Below are 17,478 nucleotides of genomic sequence, written 5' to 3'. Positions count from 1 at the left end.
ACACGTGAGGCCAGGAGTTTCACTGTTCATTATTTGCATGTAACAGCTCCAAAGACAGGGTTCAAGACCTCGCGGGTCTTGCATGCGCAGTGATGTTTTTAGGGCACGAAAAAGCGGGCTTTTTGCGCAGATCACGCGCGTGCTTGTGTTAAATTGCAGGCCAAGTTGGATTGGTGGGCCAAGTGGGATGAAAATGCTTGGCCGCAGCGCAGAGTGTGCCGATTTGCAGCCCAGGAAAAGTGAATAAAAAAATCGCCCTAAAGGCGACTTTTTCTGTGTGCATCAAACCGGAACTTAAGCCAGTTTTGTCGGTCTTGACTGCAAGCAAGATGGAGGCGTGTGCTGGAATCGAACCAACCTGAACGGATTTGCAGTCCGTCACATAGCCAATCTGTCACCACGCCTTTTGTTTTGTCCTGGGACATGTAAAATTATGCCCAAGGACGTAGGGAAAAGCAAGTGTCAAATGACGGGACGTGAAAATCGGTACGATCTGCAGCACAAAAGCGACTGGCGTCCCTCCCTTTTTTTGCCGCCCCCTGCGGCACTCCCTTGTATTAAGGACATGGCATGCAATATCAATTCCCCATTGTGATCATCGATGAGGATTTTCGTTCTGAAAATGCGTCTGGTCTGAGCATTCGTGTATTAGCAGATGCGATCGAGGCCGAGGGCTTCGAGGTGTTGGGAACCACCAGTTATGGCGATCTGAGTCAGTTTGCCCAGCAGCAAAGTCGTGCCAGTGCGTTTATTTTGTCCATCGATGATGAGGAGTTCACGCAAGATGGAGACAGTGCGCCTGCGCTGGTCAATCTGCGGGCCTTTATCCGTGCTGTTCGCCGACGCAATACCGATGTGCCCATTTATGTCTATGGCGAGACCAAAACCGCTCGTCATATGCCAAACGATATTTTGCGCGAGCTGCAAGGCGTCATTCACATGTTTGAGGACACGCCCGAGTTCGTGGCGCGTCACATCGTGCGGGAGGCGCGCAGTTACGTGGAAGGGGTCAAACCCCCCTTTTTGAAAGCCTTGCTCGATTACGCCGAGGACGGCTCCTATTCCTGGCACTGCCCCGGTCACTCCGGTGGCGTGGCCTTTCTGAAAAGCCCGGTGGGGCAGATTTTTCACCAGTTCTTTGGTGAAAACATGCTGCGGGCCGACGTCTGCAATGCCGTCGAGGAACTGGGCCAATTGCTCGATCACAACGGTGCCATTGGTGCCAGCGAACGCAATGCGGCGCGCATCTTCAATGCTGACCATTGCTTTTTCGTGACCAACGGCACGAGCACCAGCAACAAGATTGTCTGGCACCATGCTGTGGCACCGGGTGATGTGGTGGTCGTCGACCGCAACTGCCACAAGTCCATCCTGCACAGCATTGTGATGACCGGTGCCATTCCGGTGTTTTTGCGTCCGACTCGTAATCACTTCGGGATTATCGGCCCCATTGCGCGTAGCGAATTTGATATCGAAACCATTCGCGAGAAGATCCGCAACCATCCGTTGCTGTCTCATCTGGATGCCGATACGGTGAAACCGCGTGTGCTGACGCTGACTCAGTCCACCTACGACGGCATCATCTATGACACTCAGGTCATCAAAAATGCGGTGGATGGTTATGTGGAAGTGCTGCACTTTGACGAAGCCTGGATTCCGCACGCGGCGTTTCATCCTTTCTATGGTCAGTTTCATGCCATGGGCAAGAACCGCCCGCGTCCTCAAGAGACGATGGTGTTCTCCACCCAGTCCACGCACAAATTACTGGCTGGTCTGAGTCAGGCCAGCCATGTGCTGGCTCAGGATTCGGTTACCCGTAGCCTGGACCGCCACTTGTTCAATGAAGCCTATCTGATGCATACCAGCACCAGCCCGCAGTACGCGATCATCGCGTCCTGCGATGTGGCGGCCGCCATGATGGAGCCGCCCGGCGGTCGCGTGCTGGTCGAGGAGAGCATTATCGAGGCACTGGATTTTCGCCGCGCCATGCGCAAGGTGGAATCCCAGTTCGATGAGGACGATTGGTGGTTCAAAGTCTGGGGCCCGCCGACTTTGGCCGAAGATGGGGTGGGCCAGCCCGAGAACTGGATCATCACGGACGATCCCGAGCATAGCGAATGGCACGGTTTTGGTCCCCTGGCAGACGGCTTCAATATGCTGGACCCGATCAAGGCAACGATTGTCACACCCGGCCTGGATCTGAAGGGGGCATTCGGGGAAACCGGCATTCCCGCCTCCATCGTGACCAAGTTCCTGGCGCAGCGCGGCGTGATCGTGGAGAAGATTGGGCTCTACAGCTTTTTCATCATGTTCACGATTGGCATTACCAAAGGCCGCTGGAATTCCCTGGTGACTGCCCTGCAGCAATTCAAGGATGACTATGACCGCAACTTGCCAGTCTGGCGTGTCCTGCCGCAGTTTGCGCGCCAGTACCCGTGCTACGAGGAAATGGGCTTGCGCGACTTGTGTCAGCATGTGCATCAGCTTTACGCCAAGCACGACATTGCCCGCCTGATGACCGATATGTACCTGTCTGATGTGGTGCCGGTCATGCGTCCGGCGGATGCCTTTGCCTGCATTGCGCAGCGCCGCACAGAGCGCGTGGAGATCGATCAATTGGAAGGTCGTGTCACCACGAACCTGATTACACCGTACCCACCGGGTATTCCATTGCTGATCCCCGGTGAAGCGTTCAACAAAACGATTGTGGACTTCCTGAAGTTCTCGCGTGAACTGCATCGTCAGTGCCCGGGTTTTGGGACTGATATTCATGGTTTCGTGGAAGAGGTGGATGCCACTGGTCAGAAACGCTACTACGTGGACTGCGTGGCACAGTAAATAAAGCAGTGTGCAATCCAAGGCCGCAGAGGGAACCCGGCCTTGGGCTAGAGCCGTTAAGTGAGCGGGCCAGGTGATGGGCCTTCAAGATTCTGGGCAATTTCCAGACTTGAAATGTCGGTCGTCAGGCCCGTTTTTTTACGGCTTGGCTATCTGTGAGCCCTTGTGACACGCTCTTGTTGCAGTGTCTTGTCACACGCTTTGAGCTATTCGTAAAGCACATTCGAGCAGCCGTGAGGTCAGGGCTTGTGGGTCACGGTCTGCCCGCAAGATCGCCACCACCCGACGTTGTAGGCTGGGGAGCTCGATGGGGTATTTATGCAGTTGATGCTCGTGCAGCAAGGTGTCGGGAATACGGCTGGGCAAAATACAGTCGCCCAGTCCGGACGCCACCAGTCGCAACATGGCGTCTATAGTCTCGACCTCAGCCACAAACTCGGGATGCAGCCCGCTGCTGTGAATCATGCGGCGCAGGGCATAGTGGGGCGGAAAACCAATCAGGCGCAAGTCCTGATGACGGAGGTCCGTGCTGGGCACGGCCTCGTGTCTGGCAGAGATGCGGCACATATGATCGTCAAACAAAGAATGGGAAATCAGCCCTCCGCAGTCTACGGCCGAATCGTAGACAAATCCTACGTCGGCTTTGCCGCTTTCGACCAAGGCCACCACTTCTGGTGAGCTGCGCCCCAACAGAGACAAGTTCACGCCAGGGTGGGTGCTCATGAAAGCGGCTGCAACATCCGACATGAAGTAGTAGCTTAGGGTATGCACCGTCGCCAGCCGTACCGTGCCCGAATGGATGCCATGTTCCTGGCGCACGGCGTGGATAGCGCTGTCAATGCGGCTGTATGCCGGTTCAATTGCCTGGCGCAGTAGCTCGCCCGCATCGTTCAGGCTGACGCCGCGTCCGGTGCGGATAAATAGCGTCTGGCCCAGGCTTTGCTCCAGTGCGCTCAGTTGTTTGCTCAGACTCGATTGGCTCAGTCCTAAATCTTCAGCCGCTTTGCTGACGGAGCCTAATTGTGCAATACGCAGAAAACTGCGCAAGGATCGATCCAGGTGGTCGGTGGGGTGTGAATCGCGCATGTCGTGGTCTCTTTATTGTTGTAATCCAACTTGTGAAGCGAGAGGGGAGGGCCGGGCCTTGTTCGGTTCCTGCCAGCAAGGCAGGGCGAAGAAGTCGATGTCCTTTTTGTTTATGAAAAGCTCGGTTTTAATTTCTTTTATTTTTGCTCAACGTCGTCTAATTTGATCTGATAATGCATTTATAACGCGTGTGGAATTGATTTGCGGTCTAATCATTGATATAATAAAGAAATCGGGGTGCTAAGGGCAGCGCCCCCTGTCGATATTGAGCAGGAGTTATTCGTGAGCAAATCGAAACCAGTACGTCGTAAGCAAGCCTTTGAGGTCGAGCCCTTGAATTGGGTGGCTCCCAAGAAAGCTGTCGTGGAAGCCGATCAGAAGTCCAAGGCGGACACTTCCAGTGAGCAGAATCAGGACAGTTGAGTTCTGACTGAGAGCTTAAAAAGCGCAAGCCCGGTTGCTTGCGCTTTTTTATGCCTGCCCGGTCTGTCACGGCACGCTAAGGCCAAGGGCGATGCGCTGCAGTGGGGGGCAGGTGGCCTTGCTCCAGCAGTTGCAGGCTCACTTGTTCGAAATGATTCCAACTTGCCAAGGCCAGTTGGGAACCGGTGCTGACTCGTCGCACACCTATGGCGGCCAGATCGGGCACGGTCAGGCCGGGGTGGATCAGCAGAACATTGACCGGGGTAGGGGCCAGTGCCCGAACAAGACGGGCGATGTCGTCCAGCACTCGCAAACCGGGGGCGTAAACCACGTCAGCCCCGGCCGCCGCAAAGGCCTGTAGTCTTGCTATGGTCTCCTCCAGGCTGAGCGCACCGATCAATAGGCCTTCACAGCGGCCCACCAGCATGACATCCTCACCACTCTCGCGAATCGCTTGTTTGGCGGCTCGCATCCGGGCAACGGCCAGATCCAGGTCATACAGGCCCTGCGTCTGCCGATCTTCAATGGACAAACCGGCGATGCCGGTTTCAATGGCCAGACTGACGTTAGTGGCCACGTGTTCGGGCTCATCGGCAAAGCCATTTTCAAAGTCGGCGTTGATGGGCAGGCTGGTACAGGCGCTCAGCTCGCGCAAGTGGCCGAGCAGGGCGTCGCGCCCCACTTCAAAGTCTTCCAATCCTCTGGACCAGGCAAACGCGGCGCTGCTGCTTGCAAGGGCTTGAGCGCCCATGCGCTCGAGCCGGCGGGCACTGCCTATGTCCCAGGGATTGGGCAGAATCAGTAGGCCATTTTCATGCAAGGCCCGAAAATGGCGACGTTTTTCCTGTGTGCTGACGCTCATGCAAGCCTCCTGAGAATCAAAAACGCAAACCGGAGTTTGCGTTTAGATGCTTGGTCGCGTGTTATTTTTTCTTGGCTTTTTTGCGGATGACCAACACGGGAATTTCCGAATACGTCAATACGTGCTGGGTTTCGCTGCCCAGCAACAGACGTTTATAGCCTTTGCGTCCGTGCGAGGACATGACGATCAAGTCGGCCTTTTGTTTTTCGGCAGTGGCGATGATTGCATCGGCTACCAGTTCTGATTTCACCACCAGGCCTTTGACAGACACGCCAATATCTTTACCGGCCTGCTTGACTGCGGCCAGTTCGGATTGTGCGTGTTCCACCCAGGATGCTTCGATGCGGCTATCGAGTTTTTGATCCAGAATCGGGCCTCCTTCCAGGTAACTTTGGCGGTACCGGGGAATGACGCGCAAAGCCAGCAGTTTGGCGCCGGTGGCTTTAGCCAGGTTCAATGCATGGGTGACAGCATGGGCGGACAGTTCTGAGCCGTCGGTGCAGACCAGGATACGCTCGTACATGAGGGGCAATCCTTTAAAAAGAGTTATCAAGAACGTGTCTTGTGGGTAAGGTATAAAACCATACTGCGAATTAAGGTCTTTGTGTCTGCTTTATAGTTTTCCATGGCAGCCGTGTATATTCGAGTGAACGTTTTTGTCAGCTTGGCTTTTTTTATGCAGGTCATCTTATCCCAATGGGATGGAGGGAGATTCATATGAAAGAAGTGGTGGTGGTCCAGGCATGTCGTACCGCGATTGGGGATTTTGGGGGGGGCTTGAAAAATGTGTCCCCCATTGAAATGGGGGCCACCGTATTGCGGGCGGTGCTGGACAGAAGCGGTGTATCAGCGGCAGACGTTCAGCATGTGGTGATGGGGCAAGTCATTCAGACCGAGCCGCGTGACATGTATTTGTCGCGTGTGGCGTCCGTGCAAGCCGGCGTGGGACATGGAACGCCGGCCATGAATGTAAATCGGCTGTGTGGCTCCGGTCTGCAGGCGATTGTCTCGGCCGCACAAGGCATTCTGGTGGGTGATGCCAAGGTTGCTTTGGCAGGCGGAGCAGAAAGTATGAGCCGAGCCCCGTACATGGCCAGCGCTCATCGCTGGGGCGCGCGCATGGGTGATTCGGTCATGATGGACATGATGACGGGGGCGTTAACCGATCCTTTTGATCGCGTTCACATGGGGATCACGGCCGAGAACGTCGCCCGTCAATATGGCGTCACCCGTGCCGAGCAGGATGAGCTCGCCCTGGAGTCGCACCAGCGTGCGCGGCGGGCGATTGAACAGGGCTACTTCAAAGAGCAGATCGTGCCGATCATCCAGAAAAGCCGCAAAGGCGAGATTGTGTTTGATCAGGATGAGCACGTGCGTCTGGATGCCACCATGGACAATTTCACGGGTTTGAAGCCAGTGTTCCTGCCCGAGGGAGGCAGTGTGACGGCCGGCAACGCTTCGGGCCTGAATGACGGAGCGGCCGCCGTTTTGCTGATGTGCGCCGATGAAGCTCGCCAACGCGGCCTCAAACCCTTGGCCCGGCTGGTGTCATGGGGACACGCCGGTGTGGACCCTAGCATTATGGGCATTGGACCTGTGCCAGCCAGCCGTTTGGCGCTGGAACGTGCGGGCTTGAGCGTGTCTGATCTGGATGTGGTTGAGTCCAATGAAGCCTTTGCCGCCCAGGCATGCGCGGTATTGCGCGAGTTGGGGCTGGATCCGGCGCGAGTCAATCCCAACGGCAGTGGTATCAGCCTGGGTCACCCGATTGGGGCGACAGGTGCCGCCATTACGGTCAAGGCCTTGCATGAGCTGCAGCGTGTGCAGGGCCGCTATGCCCTGGTCACCATGTGCATTGGGGGCGGGCAGGGGATTGCCGCTATTTTTGAGCGTCCCTGAGCTTGCGCAGGTCGGTTGTCCCGGCCTTGATGAGAGGATGGAAAACCCCGGGGAGCGGATCAAACCGCTCTCCGGTTTTTTTTTGTTCAGGCGTATACATCCTGACAAAACCGGTCTAATCACGTCCCCTCTTGTGGGCCCCTAAGCACCCAGTCAATAACACGGAATTGCGTTGAAATCACGTCTAGGACTGGCTGGTCGAGCAGCCAGTCTTCGCGGCTTCTGATCGGGATAATGGCAGATTCGAATTCAAGGCGGTCGAGCCCGCTACGCCTTGACCACCCTGGGTCTGGAATGGCGGTCAGGATACGGTCGTCATGGTGGGGCGCGTCTGAATCTGCTCTTTGCTCTGCGGTGATCGCTGTTATGATGGCGCCTTGCTAAAAAACGCCGGAAGTGGCGCAATGCCGCCTTCCGGCGATGTTTTCTGTGTCTGCAGGTTCGGACCAGGGCGTGGCCCCGCGCTGAGCACTCGGTCTGAGCGGGCGGGCCTGACTGATTTGCAAGGAAGAGTTTCATGGCAGGTGAGCAGGGGGATGACAGCCCCACATTGTCGGAAAGCGAAGGGATTCGTTATCTGCACTTTGGCACGGAGTGGATTCAAGGCGCGATGCGCATTCGCAAGCCCGCGGAGCTGGTCTTGGCTTATACGCAGCAAATGATGGCCTGGTTGCTGTTCATGGAAGACCCCAAACCTGAGCACAAGCTGGCCATTCTGGGTCTGGGAGCCGGGTCCTTGCTGCGTTTCTGTTTGAAGCAGACGGCGTGCCAGGTTCAGACCGTCGAGTGGAATCCCTCGGTCATTGGCATGTGTCATGCTTTCTTTCGCTTGCCTCGCAGCGCGCGCTCGCTGATCGATCAGGCCGATGCCGGCGTATGGGTACAAGACAGCGCGCAACATGGTCAATATCGGGCCTTGATGGTGGATTTGTATGATGCCGATGCGCAAGGTCCTGTGCGAGACAGTCTGGAGTTTTATCAGGACTGCCGTGCCGTTCTGGAAGACGAGGGCATCATGACCGTCAATCTTTTTGGCGCGCATCCCAGCTTCAAACACAATATTGACAACATTCGCGCCGCTTTTAATGGCAAAGTACTGCTCTTGCCCGAAATGGATGAGGGCAATCAGGTCGTTCTGGCCTTTAAAGGCAGCACCCTGGAGATGACCGCGGGCGAACTGCTCAGTCGTGCCGAGCAGGTGCAGGCTGATTATGGTTTGCCGGCTACGCGCTGGGCGCGCGAGCTGCTCTCGTTTCGACGCCAGATGCAGGGCCAATAAGGCCTTGGGGCAGGGATTACCTCAGGGGGAAAATTCCGGCTGTTCGCGTTAGACTTAAAACCTAAAATTTTCGTTTTTTTGCATCTAAGGAGTATTGGATGAAACTGATCAGATCGGTGCATCAGGTGGCGGCCGCTTTGGCTTGTGTTGGATTGATGTCGGGCGCTGCCGTTCAAGCGCAATCTGTATCGGTGTCGTCAATTGTGGAACATCCGGCCCTGGACGCCATTAAGGATGGGGTACACAAAGCGCTGACCGATGCCGGGTACACCGAAGCCTCCGGCTTCAAATGGCAGTTTCAGACCGCGCAGGGCAACCCTGCGATTGCCGCCCAGATCGCCCGCAAGTTTGTCGGCGACAAGGCAGATGTGATCGTGGCCATTTCGACGCCGTCCGCGCAGGCGGTGGTGTCGGCAACCAAAACCATTCCTGTGGTGTATTCCGCGGTGACCGATCCCGTGGTCGCGCATCTGGTGCCCAGCATGGCGCCCTCGGGCACCAACGTGACAGGTGTGTCCGATGCCCTGGCCCTGGAAGCCCAGGTTGATCTGATTAAGAAAGTTGTGCCCGATGCCAAGCGCGTGGGCATGGTCTACAACCCTGGCGAAGCCAATTCCGCCGTGGTTGTTAAAGAAATGAAAGAGCTGTTGCCCAAACACGGCATGACGCTGGTTGAAGCCACTGCTCCTCGTACCGTGGACGTGGGTGCAGCGGCGCGCAGTCTGGTGGGCAAGGTCGATGTGATCTACACCAATACTGACAATAACGTCGTGTCGGCTTACGAGTCCTTGGTCAAAGTGGGCGTTGATGCCAAGGTGCCTCTGATTGCATCGGACACCGACAGCGTGGCCCGCGGTGCCATTGCGGCCCTGGGTGTGAATTATTACGATCTGGGTCTGCAAACCGGTCAGCAGGTCATTCGTATTCTTAAAGGCGAAAAACCGGGCGACATGGCTTCCGAGACCAGCACCAAACTGGAGCTCTACGTCAATCCGGGCGCGGCCAAGCGTCAAGGTGTTTCGCTCAACGAGGACTTCGTGAAGTCCGCCACAAAAATCGTCGAATAAACCTGAGCTGACTGCTTCTTGCAGGTGGGTTGCCACAAGCTGCCCGCCTGTTTCTTTTGTATCCTAGACGTCCAACAATATGTCTATCTATTCAATGTGGGGGGCCCTGGAAATTGGTCTGATTTTCGGACTGGTTGCTCTGGGGGTTCTGATCTCTTTTCGCATCCTGCGATTTCCTGACCTGACGGTCGATGGCAGTTTTCCTTTGGGTGGGGCAGTAGCCGCCATCCTTATCAGCCAGGGCAATGACCCGTTTATAGCCACCGTGGTCGCAACCTTTGCCGGTGCCATCGCGGGCACCATCACTGGCTGGTTGAACGTGCGTCTGAAAATCATGGATCTGCTGGCCAGTATCCTGATGATGATTGCCTTGTACTCCATCAACCTGCGTATCATGGGACGCCCCAATGTGCCCTTGATCATGGAGCCAACGGTCTTTACGATTCTGCAGCCCGACGCCATCGCCGACTATATTGCGCGTCCGTTGTTGTTGATTGGCCTGGTTCTGGTGGCCAAGCTGGCACTGGACTGGTTTTTCGGCACGCAAACGGGTCTGGCGATGCGGGCTACCGGAGCCAACGCCCGCATGGCGCGTGCGCAGGGTGTGGCAACCGGCAATATGCTTTTGCTGGGCATGGCCATCTCCAACGCTCTGGTGGCCTTGGCGGGAGCCCTGTTTGCTCAGTCGCAGGGCGGGGCCGATATTTCCATGGGGATCGGGACCATCGTCATTGGTTTGGCTGCCGTGATTGTGGGCGAAAGCATCCTGCCTGCCCGCAAGCTGTTTTATGCGACGCTGGCCGTGGTGCTCGGTGCGATTCTGTACCGCTTCTTCATTGCCTTGGCGCTGAACGCGGATGTGATCGGTCTGAAAGCGCAGGATCTGAACCTGGTGACTGCCTTGTTGGTGACGGTGGCGCTGGTGATTCCGTTGCTCAAGAAAAAGCGTGCTCGTAAACAGAAGGGGGCCCAGTAATGTTGGAAGCAAAAAACCTGTGCCTGACCTTTAATCCAGGCACGCCTATTGAAACCCGTGCCTTGCGCGGCCTGTCTCTGACGATTCCTGAAGGCCAGTTTGTAACCGTGATCGGTTCCAACGGCGCGGGCAAGTCCACCTTCTTGAATGCCATATCGGGCGATCAGTCCGTGGATGAAGGCCAAATCCTGATCGATAATGTGGATGTCACACGCCGTCCCGTCTGGGAGCGCGCCAACTGGGTGGCCCGGGTGTTTCAGGACCCCATGGCGGGCACCTGTGAAGACTTGACGATCGAAGAGAATATGGCGCTGGCCACCTGTCGGGGCAGTCGTCGCGGTTTAAGCCGTGCAGTGCGGCACTCCATGCGCGCCGAGTTTGCAGCGCGTCTGGAAACCTTGGGCCTGGGGTTGGAAAACCGTCTGACGGATCGTATCGGTCTGTTGTCGGGCGGTCAGCGCCAGGCGGTCAGCTTGCTGATGGCCGCCTTGCGCCCCTCCAAAATTTTGCTGCTCGATGAACATACCGCCGCTCTGGACCCGCGTACAGCCGACTTTGTTTTGCAGCTGACCAACCGCATTGTGCGTGAGGGCGGGCTGACCACCATGATGGTCACGCACAGTATGCGTCAGGCGCTGGATGTCGGCGATCGGACGGTAATGCTGCATCAGGGCAAGGTGGTGCTGGATGTCAGCGGTGAACAGCGCAAGGGTCTGGATGTGCGTGATTTGCTGGAGATGTTCGAGAAGGTGCGGGGTGAAACTCTGGCCGACGATAGTTTGTTGCTCGGTTAGAAAGCACTATTCCGGATCTGGAAAACCGCGTCAACTCTAGGGGGTTAAACGCGGTTTTTTTATATTCATCAAACCCTAGGTATATGATAATACGTGTTCTTTTGAGGTGGGCCGACGACGGGACGGGGATCAGGTGGGAGCGGGCTACTCGTAGGCGCCAAATGATTGCATGATCGGAATGAGTCTCATCGCAAATTTTGCTGTTTGATTTAGGCTTTTTCGACATATACTTGCTGCTTGTCCAAACCATACAATCCAGTCAGTTTAAGCGTTAAACTCCCATGCAACGCTTAGCTCAGGAGTTCTTCATGTCATTTAAAAGCTTGCTGGGTCGACAGCCATTTCGCATTGCTGTCTTCTCTTCCCTGGTTCTTCTGGCCGCCTGCGGCAACAAAGAGCCTCAAGCTCCGGCCGGCGGGATGAAGGTCCCGGTCAGCGTGATTACCGTCCAACCGACCTCTACCGAGTTGTTCTCCGAGCTGCCTGGACGAGTCGAAGCGATCAAAGATGCACAAATCCGTGCCCGTGTGTCCGGCATTGTTGAAGAGATCAACTTTGAGCAAGGCGCTGAGGTCAAGCAGGACCAGCTTTTGTTTACCATTGATCCCGCCCCTTACCGTGCGGTGCGCAATCAGGCGGCGGCCCAGTTGAAAAATGCTCAGGCTGATGCGCAAAGCGCCCGTCAACTGGCACAGCGGTATGAGCGCCTGATCAAGGAAAACGCGGTTTCGCGTCAGGATTACGATAACGCCAAGGCACGGGCCATGCAGGCTGAGGCCTCCATTGCCGCCGCCCAGGCGGCCCTGGAAAGCGCCACTATCGATTTGGGATATACCAAGGTTGTCTCTCCTGTTGCCGGACGCATTGGCAGAGCGCTGATTACCGAAGGCGCTTTGGTGTCAGCGACCAATGCCACGCACATGGCAACGGTACAGCAACTGGATCGTGTGTATATAGACGTGACCCGTTCGACCGCCGAACTTAGCCAGCTGCGTCGAGCCATGGCCGATGGGAGCCTGAAGTCGGCCGGCGAGGGCCAGGCCAAAGCCAAGGCGGTGCTGGAAGATGGCTCGCTGTACGACCAGGACGGCGTGCTGCTGTTTAGTGGTGTCAGTGTGGACCCGTCCACCTCCCAGGTTACGCTGCGGGCCGTGTTCCCCAACCCCGATGAAATTCTCCTGCCAGGTATGTATGTTCGCCTGCGTCTGGAGCAAGGGGTTATTCCCGATGCCTTGCTGGTGCCTGCCCAGGCAGTGCAGTACACCTCGGATGGCTCATCCAATCTTTACGTGGTTCGTGACGGAAAAGCTCAGTCCGTACCCGTGGTGCTCGGACCTGAGCACGATGGCCAGTATGTCGTGAACAAAGGCCTGCAGGCCGGTGACCAGATCATTGTTGAGGGTTTCCAGAAGATTCGCCCCGGTGCCCCGGTCCAGACCATTCCCTGGAAGGGGGATAAGCCCGCCGCGGCGCCAGCCTCTGATGCGACTCCCGCACAGCAGCCGGCCGCAGCGGCTGAGCCAAACGAAGCCAAGTCTAGCGAGTAAGCGACATGCCTCAGTTTTTTATTGAAAGGCCCATTTTTGCATGGGTCGTTGCCTTGGCGATCACGCTATTTGGCTTATTGGCATTGCCCAATATGCCCGTGGCGCAGTATCCCGATGTGGCACCGCCTTCGGTCACGATCCGGGCGACCTACCCGGGGGCGACGGCCGAGGATGTGGCCAGCACAGTAGCCAGTGTGATTGAAGACCAGTTGAACGGCGCCAAGGGGCTGCTGTACTACGAGTCTGTCAGTGACTCCTATGGCTCCACTGAGATTACCGCCACCTTCCGTCCCGGCACCAATCCTGATCTGGCGCAGGTGGACGTGCAGAACCGGGTCAGCAACATTACCGCGTCCTTGCCGACGGCAGTGATGGAGCAGGGCCTGCACGTCGAGCAGTCCAGTACCGGCTTTTTGCTGGTGGCCACCTTGTCCTCGACAGACGGCAGCCTGGATCAGACCGCGCTGGCCGACTACATCGAGCGCAACATCAAAAACACGATTTCCCGTGTGCCTGGTGTGGCCCGATTCCAGTTGTTTGCCTCTGGTCGAGCCATGCGGGTCTGGCTTGATCCGGCCAAGCTGGTCGGCTATCAGATGACCCCTTCGGACGTCACCACGGCCATCCGCCAGCAGAATATGCTGGTGTCTGCCGGTATCTTGGGGGGGCCTCCTAATCTGGAAAGTCAGCGTGTGGCAGCGCCCATCACGGTCAATGGCCAGCTCCAGACCGTGGAAGAGTTTGAGAACATCATCTTGCGCTCCCAGCCGGATGGTTCGACGGTGCGTATCAAAGATGTGGCGCGGGTCGAAGTGGGGGCGGACAACTACCAGTTTGGGGCGCGCCTGAACAGCAAACCTACAGCGGCCTTTGCGATTTCCCTGCTGCCCGAGGCCAACGCCCTGGATACCGCGGCGGCCATCAAGGCCGAGATGGAAAAGCTCTCCGAGTTTTTCCCGGATAATATTCGCTACGATATTCCTTACGACACCTCGCCTTACGTGGACAAGTCCATCACGCAAGTGGTCTACACCCTGCTGGAAGCCATGGTGCTGGTGTTTATCGTGATGTACGTGTTTTTGCAGAACGTACGTTACACCGTCATCCCGGCCTTGGTGGTGCCCGTGGCCATTCTGGGTGCCTTTGCGGTGATGCAGGTGCTGGGCATGTCGGTAAACGTGCTGACCATGTTCGCGATGGTGCTGGCCATTGGTATTTTGGTCGACGACGCCATCGTGGTGGTGGAGAACGTCGAACGTATCATGGTCGAGGACGGGCTCTCGCCTAAAGAAGCGACCAAGAAAGCCATGCCGCAAATCAGTGGCGCCATTGTAGGTATTACGCTGGTCTTGTCGGCGGTGTTCCTGCCCCTGGCTTTCATGGCCGGTTCGGTCGGCGTCATTTACCGTCAGTTCTCGGTAGCCATGGCCGTGTCCATCGCGTTTTCCGGTTTCCTGGCCTTGACCTTCACGCCTGCGCTGTGCGCGACCTTGCTGAAACCGATTCCGAAAGGTCATCACGAAACCAAGCGTGGCTTTTTTGGCTGGTTCAACCGTGTCTTCATGCGTACGACCAACGGCTATGAAAGCTTTGTAGGCAAGACCTTGCGCCGTGGCGGCCGGATGATGTTTATCTATCTGCTTATGGTGTTGGTGCTCGGCTTCCTGTATGTGCGCATGCCCACTGCATTCCTGCCCGAAGAAGACCAGGGCTACGTGATTGCCAATATTGAGCTGCCCGCCGGCTCGACCGCCAACCGCACCATTGAAACCATCGCCAAGGTCGAGGACTACTTCAAAGAGCAGCCTCAGGTCGAGAACATCATTGCCGTGCAGGGTTTCAGTTTTAACGGTAGCGGCTTGAACTCGGCCATTGCCTTTGTGCCCTTGAAGGACTTTAACGAGCGCAAGGGAGAGGAAAACTCGGCACAGGCCATTTCCGGCCGGGCCATGGGTCAACTGCTGTTCGGTTTGCCTGACTCCATGGTGATCGCCATTGTGCCGCCGGCCATTTCTGCCCTGGGTAATTCCTCGGGTATCGATATGCGGCTGGAAGATCGGGCAGGCATGGGCCACGACGCACTGATGGCGGCAGCCGATCAGTTGTTAAGCCTGGCCAAGCAAAGCCCTGTTTTTGATCCACAAAGTGTGCGTATCACCGGCCTGAGTCCGGGCAAGCAAATTCGTCTGGAGATTGACCGGGACAAGGCCGCGGCCTTGGGGGTGAACTTTAGCGAAGTCTCGTCCCTGATCAGCGGTGCGCTGGGTTCGTCCTTTGTGGGTAAATTCACGAACCAGGGTCGGGTGCAAAACGTCTGGCTGCAGGCTGATGCTCCCTACCGCATGACCATCGATGATGTGCTCAAACTCAACGCGCGCAATAGCGAAGGCAAGATGGTTCCGCTGTCCGCTTTTGTCAGCCAGACAACTGAGCAGGGTCCTGTGCAGATCGTACGCTACAACAGTTACGAGTCGGTGCGTATTGGTGGCGGTCCTGCACCCGGCTACACCTCCGGCGAAGCCATGATCGAGATGGAAAACCTGATGAAGCAGCTGCCTAGCGGCTTTGGGGTGGACTGGACCGGTCTGTCATACCAGGAGCGTCAGGCAGCGGGTCAGTCGACAATTTTGATGGGGCTGGCTGTGTTGGTGGTGTTCATGCTGCTGGCGGCCTTGTATGAAAGCTGGGCCATTCCACTGTCGGTGATGCTGGCGGTGCCGTTGGGCATGCTGGGGTCGGTGTTGCTGGTCTCTGGTCTGGGCATGCCGAATGATGTGTACTTCCAGGTAGGTATCGTGACGGTGATCGGGCTATCAGCCAAGAACGCGATTCTGATTGTGGAGTTTGCCAAGGATGCGTATGCCCGGGGCGCGACACTGATCGACGCCACCCTGGAAGCAGCCCGTCTGCGTTTTCGTCCTATTTTGATGACCTCCTTTGCCTTTGTGCTGGGGGTGGTGCCACTGGCGACTTCCAGCGGTGCGGGCGCAGCTAGCCAGAACGCCGTGGGTCTGGGTGTGCTCGGTGGCATGTTGGCCGCCACGCCTTTGGCTGTCTTGATGGTGCCGACCTTCTTCGTCGTTATCCTCAAGCTCTTTAAAACCAAGCCTCGCTTGTTTGGCGAAGCCGCCAAACTGCACGAGGAAGAACTGGCCAAGCAAGCTGCGCAGCAGCCCGGTTCGCAAGGAGGACAGCACTGATGTCTAGCATGTTTTTACGTAGTCCCCTGGTGCTGGCTGTAGCCTTTGCCTTGTCGGCATGCTCCTTGGCGCCAAAGTATGAGCGTCCGGCGGCGCCGGTGCCCGCTCAGTTTCCCCTGGCCCAGCAGGGCCAGACGGAGGCGGTGCAGGCCGCCGATCTGGGCTGGCGTGAGTTCTTCACCGATCCACGCTTGCATGTCCTGATTGAGCGCGCTCTGGAGAACAACCGCGACTTGCGCATTGCGACTCAACGTATCGAAGAGGCGCGCGCCCAATATGGCGTGGCGCGCAGCGATCAACTGCCCAGCATTGGCGTTCAGGCAGCTCAGCAGGCCACTCACACGCCCGCAGAGCTGCGTCCTGCTGGCCCGACCTCGGCTCCGGTGACCCGCACGTTCCAGGCTGGAGTGGGCATCACTGCGTTTGAGCTGGACTTTTTCGGTCGTGTGCGTGATCTGGCCCGTGCCGCTCGCGAACAGTATTTTGCGACTGAGCAGGCCCAACGCACGGCCCATATCGCGCTGGTGGCGGGAACGGCGGAGGCCTACTTCAAGGTACGCACGGCTGAAGAGCTGCATGCCTTGATGAGCAACACCTTGCGCAGTCGTCAAGAGACTTTGCGTTTGGTGCAGTCGTCCTACGATGCCGGCACGGTGTCTGCTTTGGACCTGAATCAGGCCAAGGTGCAATACAACACTGTGCGGTCCGATATGCAGGCGGTCGAACGGGATCGTCAACGTGCTTTGAATGCCTTGCAAGTCCTGCTGGGTGGTGAGATCCCGGATGATCTGCCCGCTGGCTTGCCCTTCACCCGTGCGCAGTTGATGCCCCGTTTGCCGGTGGGCTTGCCGGCGCAGTTGCTGGAGCGTCGTCCTGACATTCTGGCCGCCGAGCACGTGCTGCGCGGTTCGAACTACAGCATTGGTGCGGCGCGCGCGGCTTTTTTCCCGCGTTTGAGTCTGACCGGTTTGTTAGGCTTCATGAGCCCGGAGCTGGGTGGTTTGTTCAGCTCAGACAACCGGTACTGGCAGTTCCAGCCGCAAATTACCATGCCCTTGCTCTCGGGCAGCACCTGGGCCAATCTGGATCTGGCCCAGGCGCGTCGTGATATTGCGATCAGCCAGTACGAGAAAACCATTCAGGATGCGTTCCGTGAGGTGGCCGATGCACTGGCGGGCGAGGCGACCTATGGGCAGCAGATTGATGCCTTGCAGGAAGTCGATCAGGCTGCCAGCGAGACCTTGCGTCTGGCCAAATTGCGCTACGAGGTGGGGATAGACAGCTTTTTGCAGGTGCAAACGGCCGAAGTCAGCCTGTATGGAACCCGTCAGGCTTATATCCAGACGGGTCTGGCCTCGCTGATGAACCGGGTGGAGTTGTATAAGGCCTTGGGCGGTGGATGGTCTGCCGAAACCGTCCAGCCTGACACAAAGATCCAGGCAGCCGGGACAGCACCGGAGTAAACAGGCGATAATGTGTCTGGTCATTCATCCCTGAAACTACGGAG

The 17,478-nt window shown here is 57.1% G+C and carries 13 protein-coding genes and 1 tRNA gene; 10 read left to right on the top strand and 4 right to left on the bottom strand.

All coding sequences use genetic code 11. The features are described 5' to 3' along the window. Positions 1-330 precede the first annotated feature (330 nt). A tRNA-Cys gene (locus ACOZ42_RS09210) sits at positions 331-404 on the bottom strand. 166 nt (positions 405-570) lie between these two features. Between ACOZ42_RS09210 and ACOZ42_RS09205 the strand changes: the two genes are divergently transcribed. Continuing rightward, entirely contained in the window at positions 571-2,838 is a 2,268-nt protein-coding gene (locus ACOZ42_RS09205; protein WP_426345062.1) for an Orn/Lys/Arg decarboxylase N-terminal domain-containing protein, read from the top strand. Positions 2,839-3,030: 192 nt separating this feature from the next. Here ACOZ42_RS09205 and ACOZ42_RS09200 read toward each other — a convergent pair whose 3' ends face one another. Next, positions 3,031-3,924, bottom strand: coding sequence for a LysR family transcriptional regulator (locus tag ACOZ42_RS09200; protein WP_003799675.1), 894 nt, complete (start codon positions 3,922-3,924; stop codon positions 3,031-3,033). Positions 3,925-4,206: 282 nt separating this feature from the next. Here ACOZ42_RS09200 and ACOZ42_RS09195 point away from each other — a divergent pair, with 282 nt between their 5' ends. Further along, entirely contained in the window at positions 4,207-4,347 is a 141-nt protein-coding gene (locus tag ACOZ42_RS09195) for a hypothetical protein (RefSeq protein ID WP_157784319.1), read from the top strand. A gap of 76 nt (positions 4,348-4,423) precedes the next feature. On the opposite strand, the gene ACOZ42_RS09190 is transcribed toward ACOZ42_RS09195, so the two are convergent. Together ACOZ42_RS09190 and ACOZ42_RS09185 are read right to left on the bottom strand one after the other, a co-directional pair. Continuing rightward, entirely contained in the window at positions 4,424-5,209 is a 786-nt protein-coding gene (locus tag ACOZ42_RS09190) for an isocitrate lyase/PEP mutase family protein (protein WP_426345061.1), read from the bottom strand. Between the two features lie 61 nt (positions 5,210-5,270). Then, positions 5,271-5,732, bottom strand: a complete 462-nt coding sequence (locus ACOZ42_RS09185) for a universal stress protein (protein WP_003799679.1) — start codon at positions 5,730-5,732, stop codon at positions 5,271-5,273. 194 nt (positions 5,733-5,926) lie between these two features. On the opposite strand from ACOZ42_RS09185, the gene ACOZ42_RS09180 reads away from it, so the two are divergent. The 8 genes from ACOZ42_RS09180 (at position 5,927) to ACOZ42_RS09145 (ending at position 17,434) form a co-directional block, all read left to right on the top strand. Next, positions 5,927-7,108 (top strand): acetyl-CoA C-acyltransferase family protein, encoded by a 1,182-nt coding sequence (locus ACOZ42_RS09180; protein ID WP_059317581.1) that lies wholly within the window; start codon positions 5,927-5,929, stop codon positions 7,106-7,108. 517 nt (positions 7,109-7,625) lie between these two features. Further along, positions 7,626-8,387 (top strand): spermidine synthase, encoded by a 762-nt coding sequence (locus ACOZ42_RS09175; RefSeq protein WP_426345060.1) that lies wholly within the window; start codon positions 7,626-7,628, stop codon positions 8,385-8,387. A gap of 98 nt (positions 8,388-8,485) precedes the next feature. Further along, a complete protein-coding gene (locus ACOZ42_RS09170; RefSeq protein ID WP_003799686.1) occupies positions 8,486-9,454 on the top strand; it encodes an ABC transporter substrate-binding protein in 969 nt (322 codons plus the stop codon). A 79-nt stretch (positions 9,455-9,533) separates the two neighbouring features. Next, the gene (locus ACOZ42_RS09165) at positions 9,534-10,430 is read left to right on the top strand and encodes an ABC transporter permease (RefSeq protein ID WP_059317583.1); all 897 of its coding nucleotides are present in this window, start codon (positions 9,534-9,536) and stop codon (positions 10,428-10,430) included. After that, positions 10,430-11,224, top strand: a complete 795-nt coding sequence (locus tag ACOZ42_RS09160; protein WP_426345059.1) for an ABC transporter ATP-binding protein — start codon at positions 10,430-10,432, stop codon at positions 11,222-11,224. Before ACOZ42_RS09165 ends, ACOZ42_RS09160 begins: the two co-directional genes overlap by 1 nt. A gap of 308 nt (positions 11,225-11,532) precedes the next feature. Further along, positions 11,533-12,771, top strand: a complete 1,239-nt coding sequence (locus ACOZ42_RS09155; protein ID WP_003799691.1) for an efflux RND transporter periplasmic adaptor subunit — start codon at positions 11,533-11,535, stop codon at positions 12,769-12,771. A 5-nt stretch (positions 12,772-12,776) separates the two neighbouring features. Further along, positions 12,777-15,971 carry an efflux RND transporter permease subunit gene (locus tag ACOZ42_RS09150; RefSeq protein WP_059317584.1) on the top strand — a complete coding sequence of 1,065 codons (3,195 nt, stop codon included), beginning with the start codon at positions 12,777-12,779 and terminating at the stop codon, positions 15,969-15,971. Continuing rightward, positions 15,971-17,434, top strand: coding sequence for an efflux transporter outer membrane subunit (locus tag ACOZ42_RS09145; RefSeq protein ID WP_003799695.1), 1,464 nt, complete (start codon positions 15,971-15,973; stop codon positions 17,432-17,434). Before ACOZ42_RS09150 ends, ACOZ42_RS09145 begins: the two co-directional genes overlap by 1 nt. Positions 17,435-17,478: the final 44 nt, after the last annotated feature.

Source organism: Alcaligenes sp. HNGD-HTN06 (assembly GCF_049932565.1).
GTDB classification, from domain to species: domain Bacteria; phylum Pseudomonadota; class Gammaproteobacteria; order Burkholderiales; family Burkholderiaceae_B; genus Alcaligenes; species Alcaligenes ammonioxydans.
This window is presented reverse-complemented; position numbering and strand designations above follow the sequence as displayed.

What these genes read in the sequence shown, in the direction of transcription:
- ACOZ42_RS09205 (WP_426345062.1), top strand. Translation starts at nt 571, where the DNA reads ATGCAATATCAATTCCCCATTGTGATCATCGATGAGGATTTTCGTTCT.
- ACOZ42_RS09200 (WP_003799675.1), bottom strand. Translation starts at nt 3,924, where the DNA reads ATGCGCGATTCACACCCCACCGACCACCTGGATCGATCCTTGCGCAGT.
- ACOZ42_RS09190 (WP_426345061.1), bottom strand. Translation starts at nt 5,209, where the DNA reads ATGAGCGTCAGCACACAGGAAAAACGTCGCCATTTTCGGGCCTTGCAT.
- ACOZ42_RS09185 (WP_003799679.1), bottom strand. Translation starts at nt 5,732, where the DNA reads ATGTACGAGCGTATCCTGGTCTGCACCGACGGCTCAGAACTGTCCGCC.
- ACOZ42_RS09180 (WP_059317581.1), top strand. Translation starts at nt 5,927, where the DNA reads ATGAAAGAAGTGGTGGTGGTCCAGGCATGTCGTACCGCGATTGGGGAT.
- ACOZ42_RS09175 (WP_426345060.1), top strand. Translation starts at nt 7,626, where the DNA reads ATGGCAGGTGAGCAGGGGGATGACAGCCCCACATTGTCGGAAAGCGAA.
- ACOZ42_RS09170 (WP_003799686.1), top strand. Translation starts at nt 8,486, where the DNA reads ATGAAACTGATCAGATCGGTGCATCAGGTGGCGGCCGCTTTGGCTTGT.
- ACOZ42_RS09165 (WP_059317583.1), top strand. Translation starts at nt 9,534, where the DNA reads ATGTCTATCTATTCAATGTGGGGGGCCCTGGAAATTGGTCTGATTTTC.
- ACOZ42_RS09160 (WP_426345059.1), top strand. Translation starts at nt 10,430, where the DNA reads ATGTTGGAAGCAAAAAACCTGTGCCTGACCTTTAATCCAGGCACGCCT.
- ACOZ42_RS09155 (WP_003799691.1), top strand. Translation starts at nt 11,533, where the DNA reads ATGTCATTTAAAAGCTTGCTGGGTCGACAGCCATTTCGCATTGCTGTC.
- ACOZ42_RS09150 (WP_059317584.1), top strand. Translation starts at nt 12,777, where the DNA reads ATGCCTCAGTTTTTTATTGAAAGGCCCATTTTTGCATGGGTCGTTGCC.
- ACOZ42_RS09145 (WP_003799695.1), top strand. Translation starts at nt 15,971, where the DNA reads ATGTCTAGCATGTTTTTACGTAGTCCCCTGGTGCTGGCTGTAGCCTTT.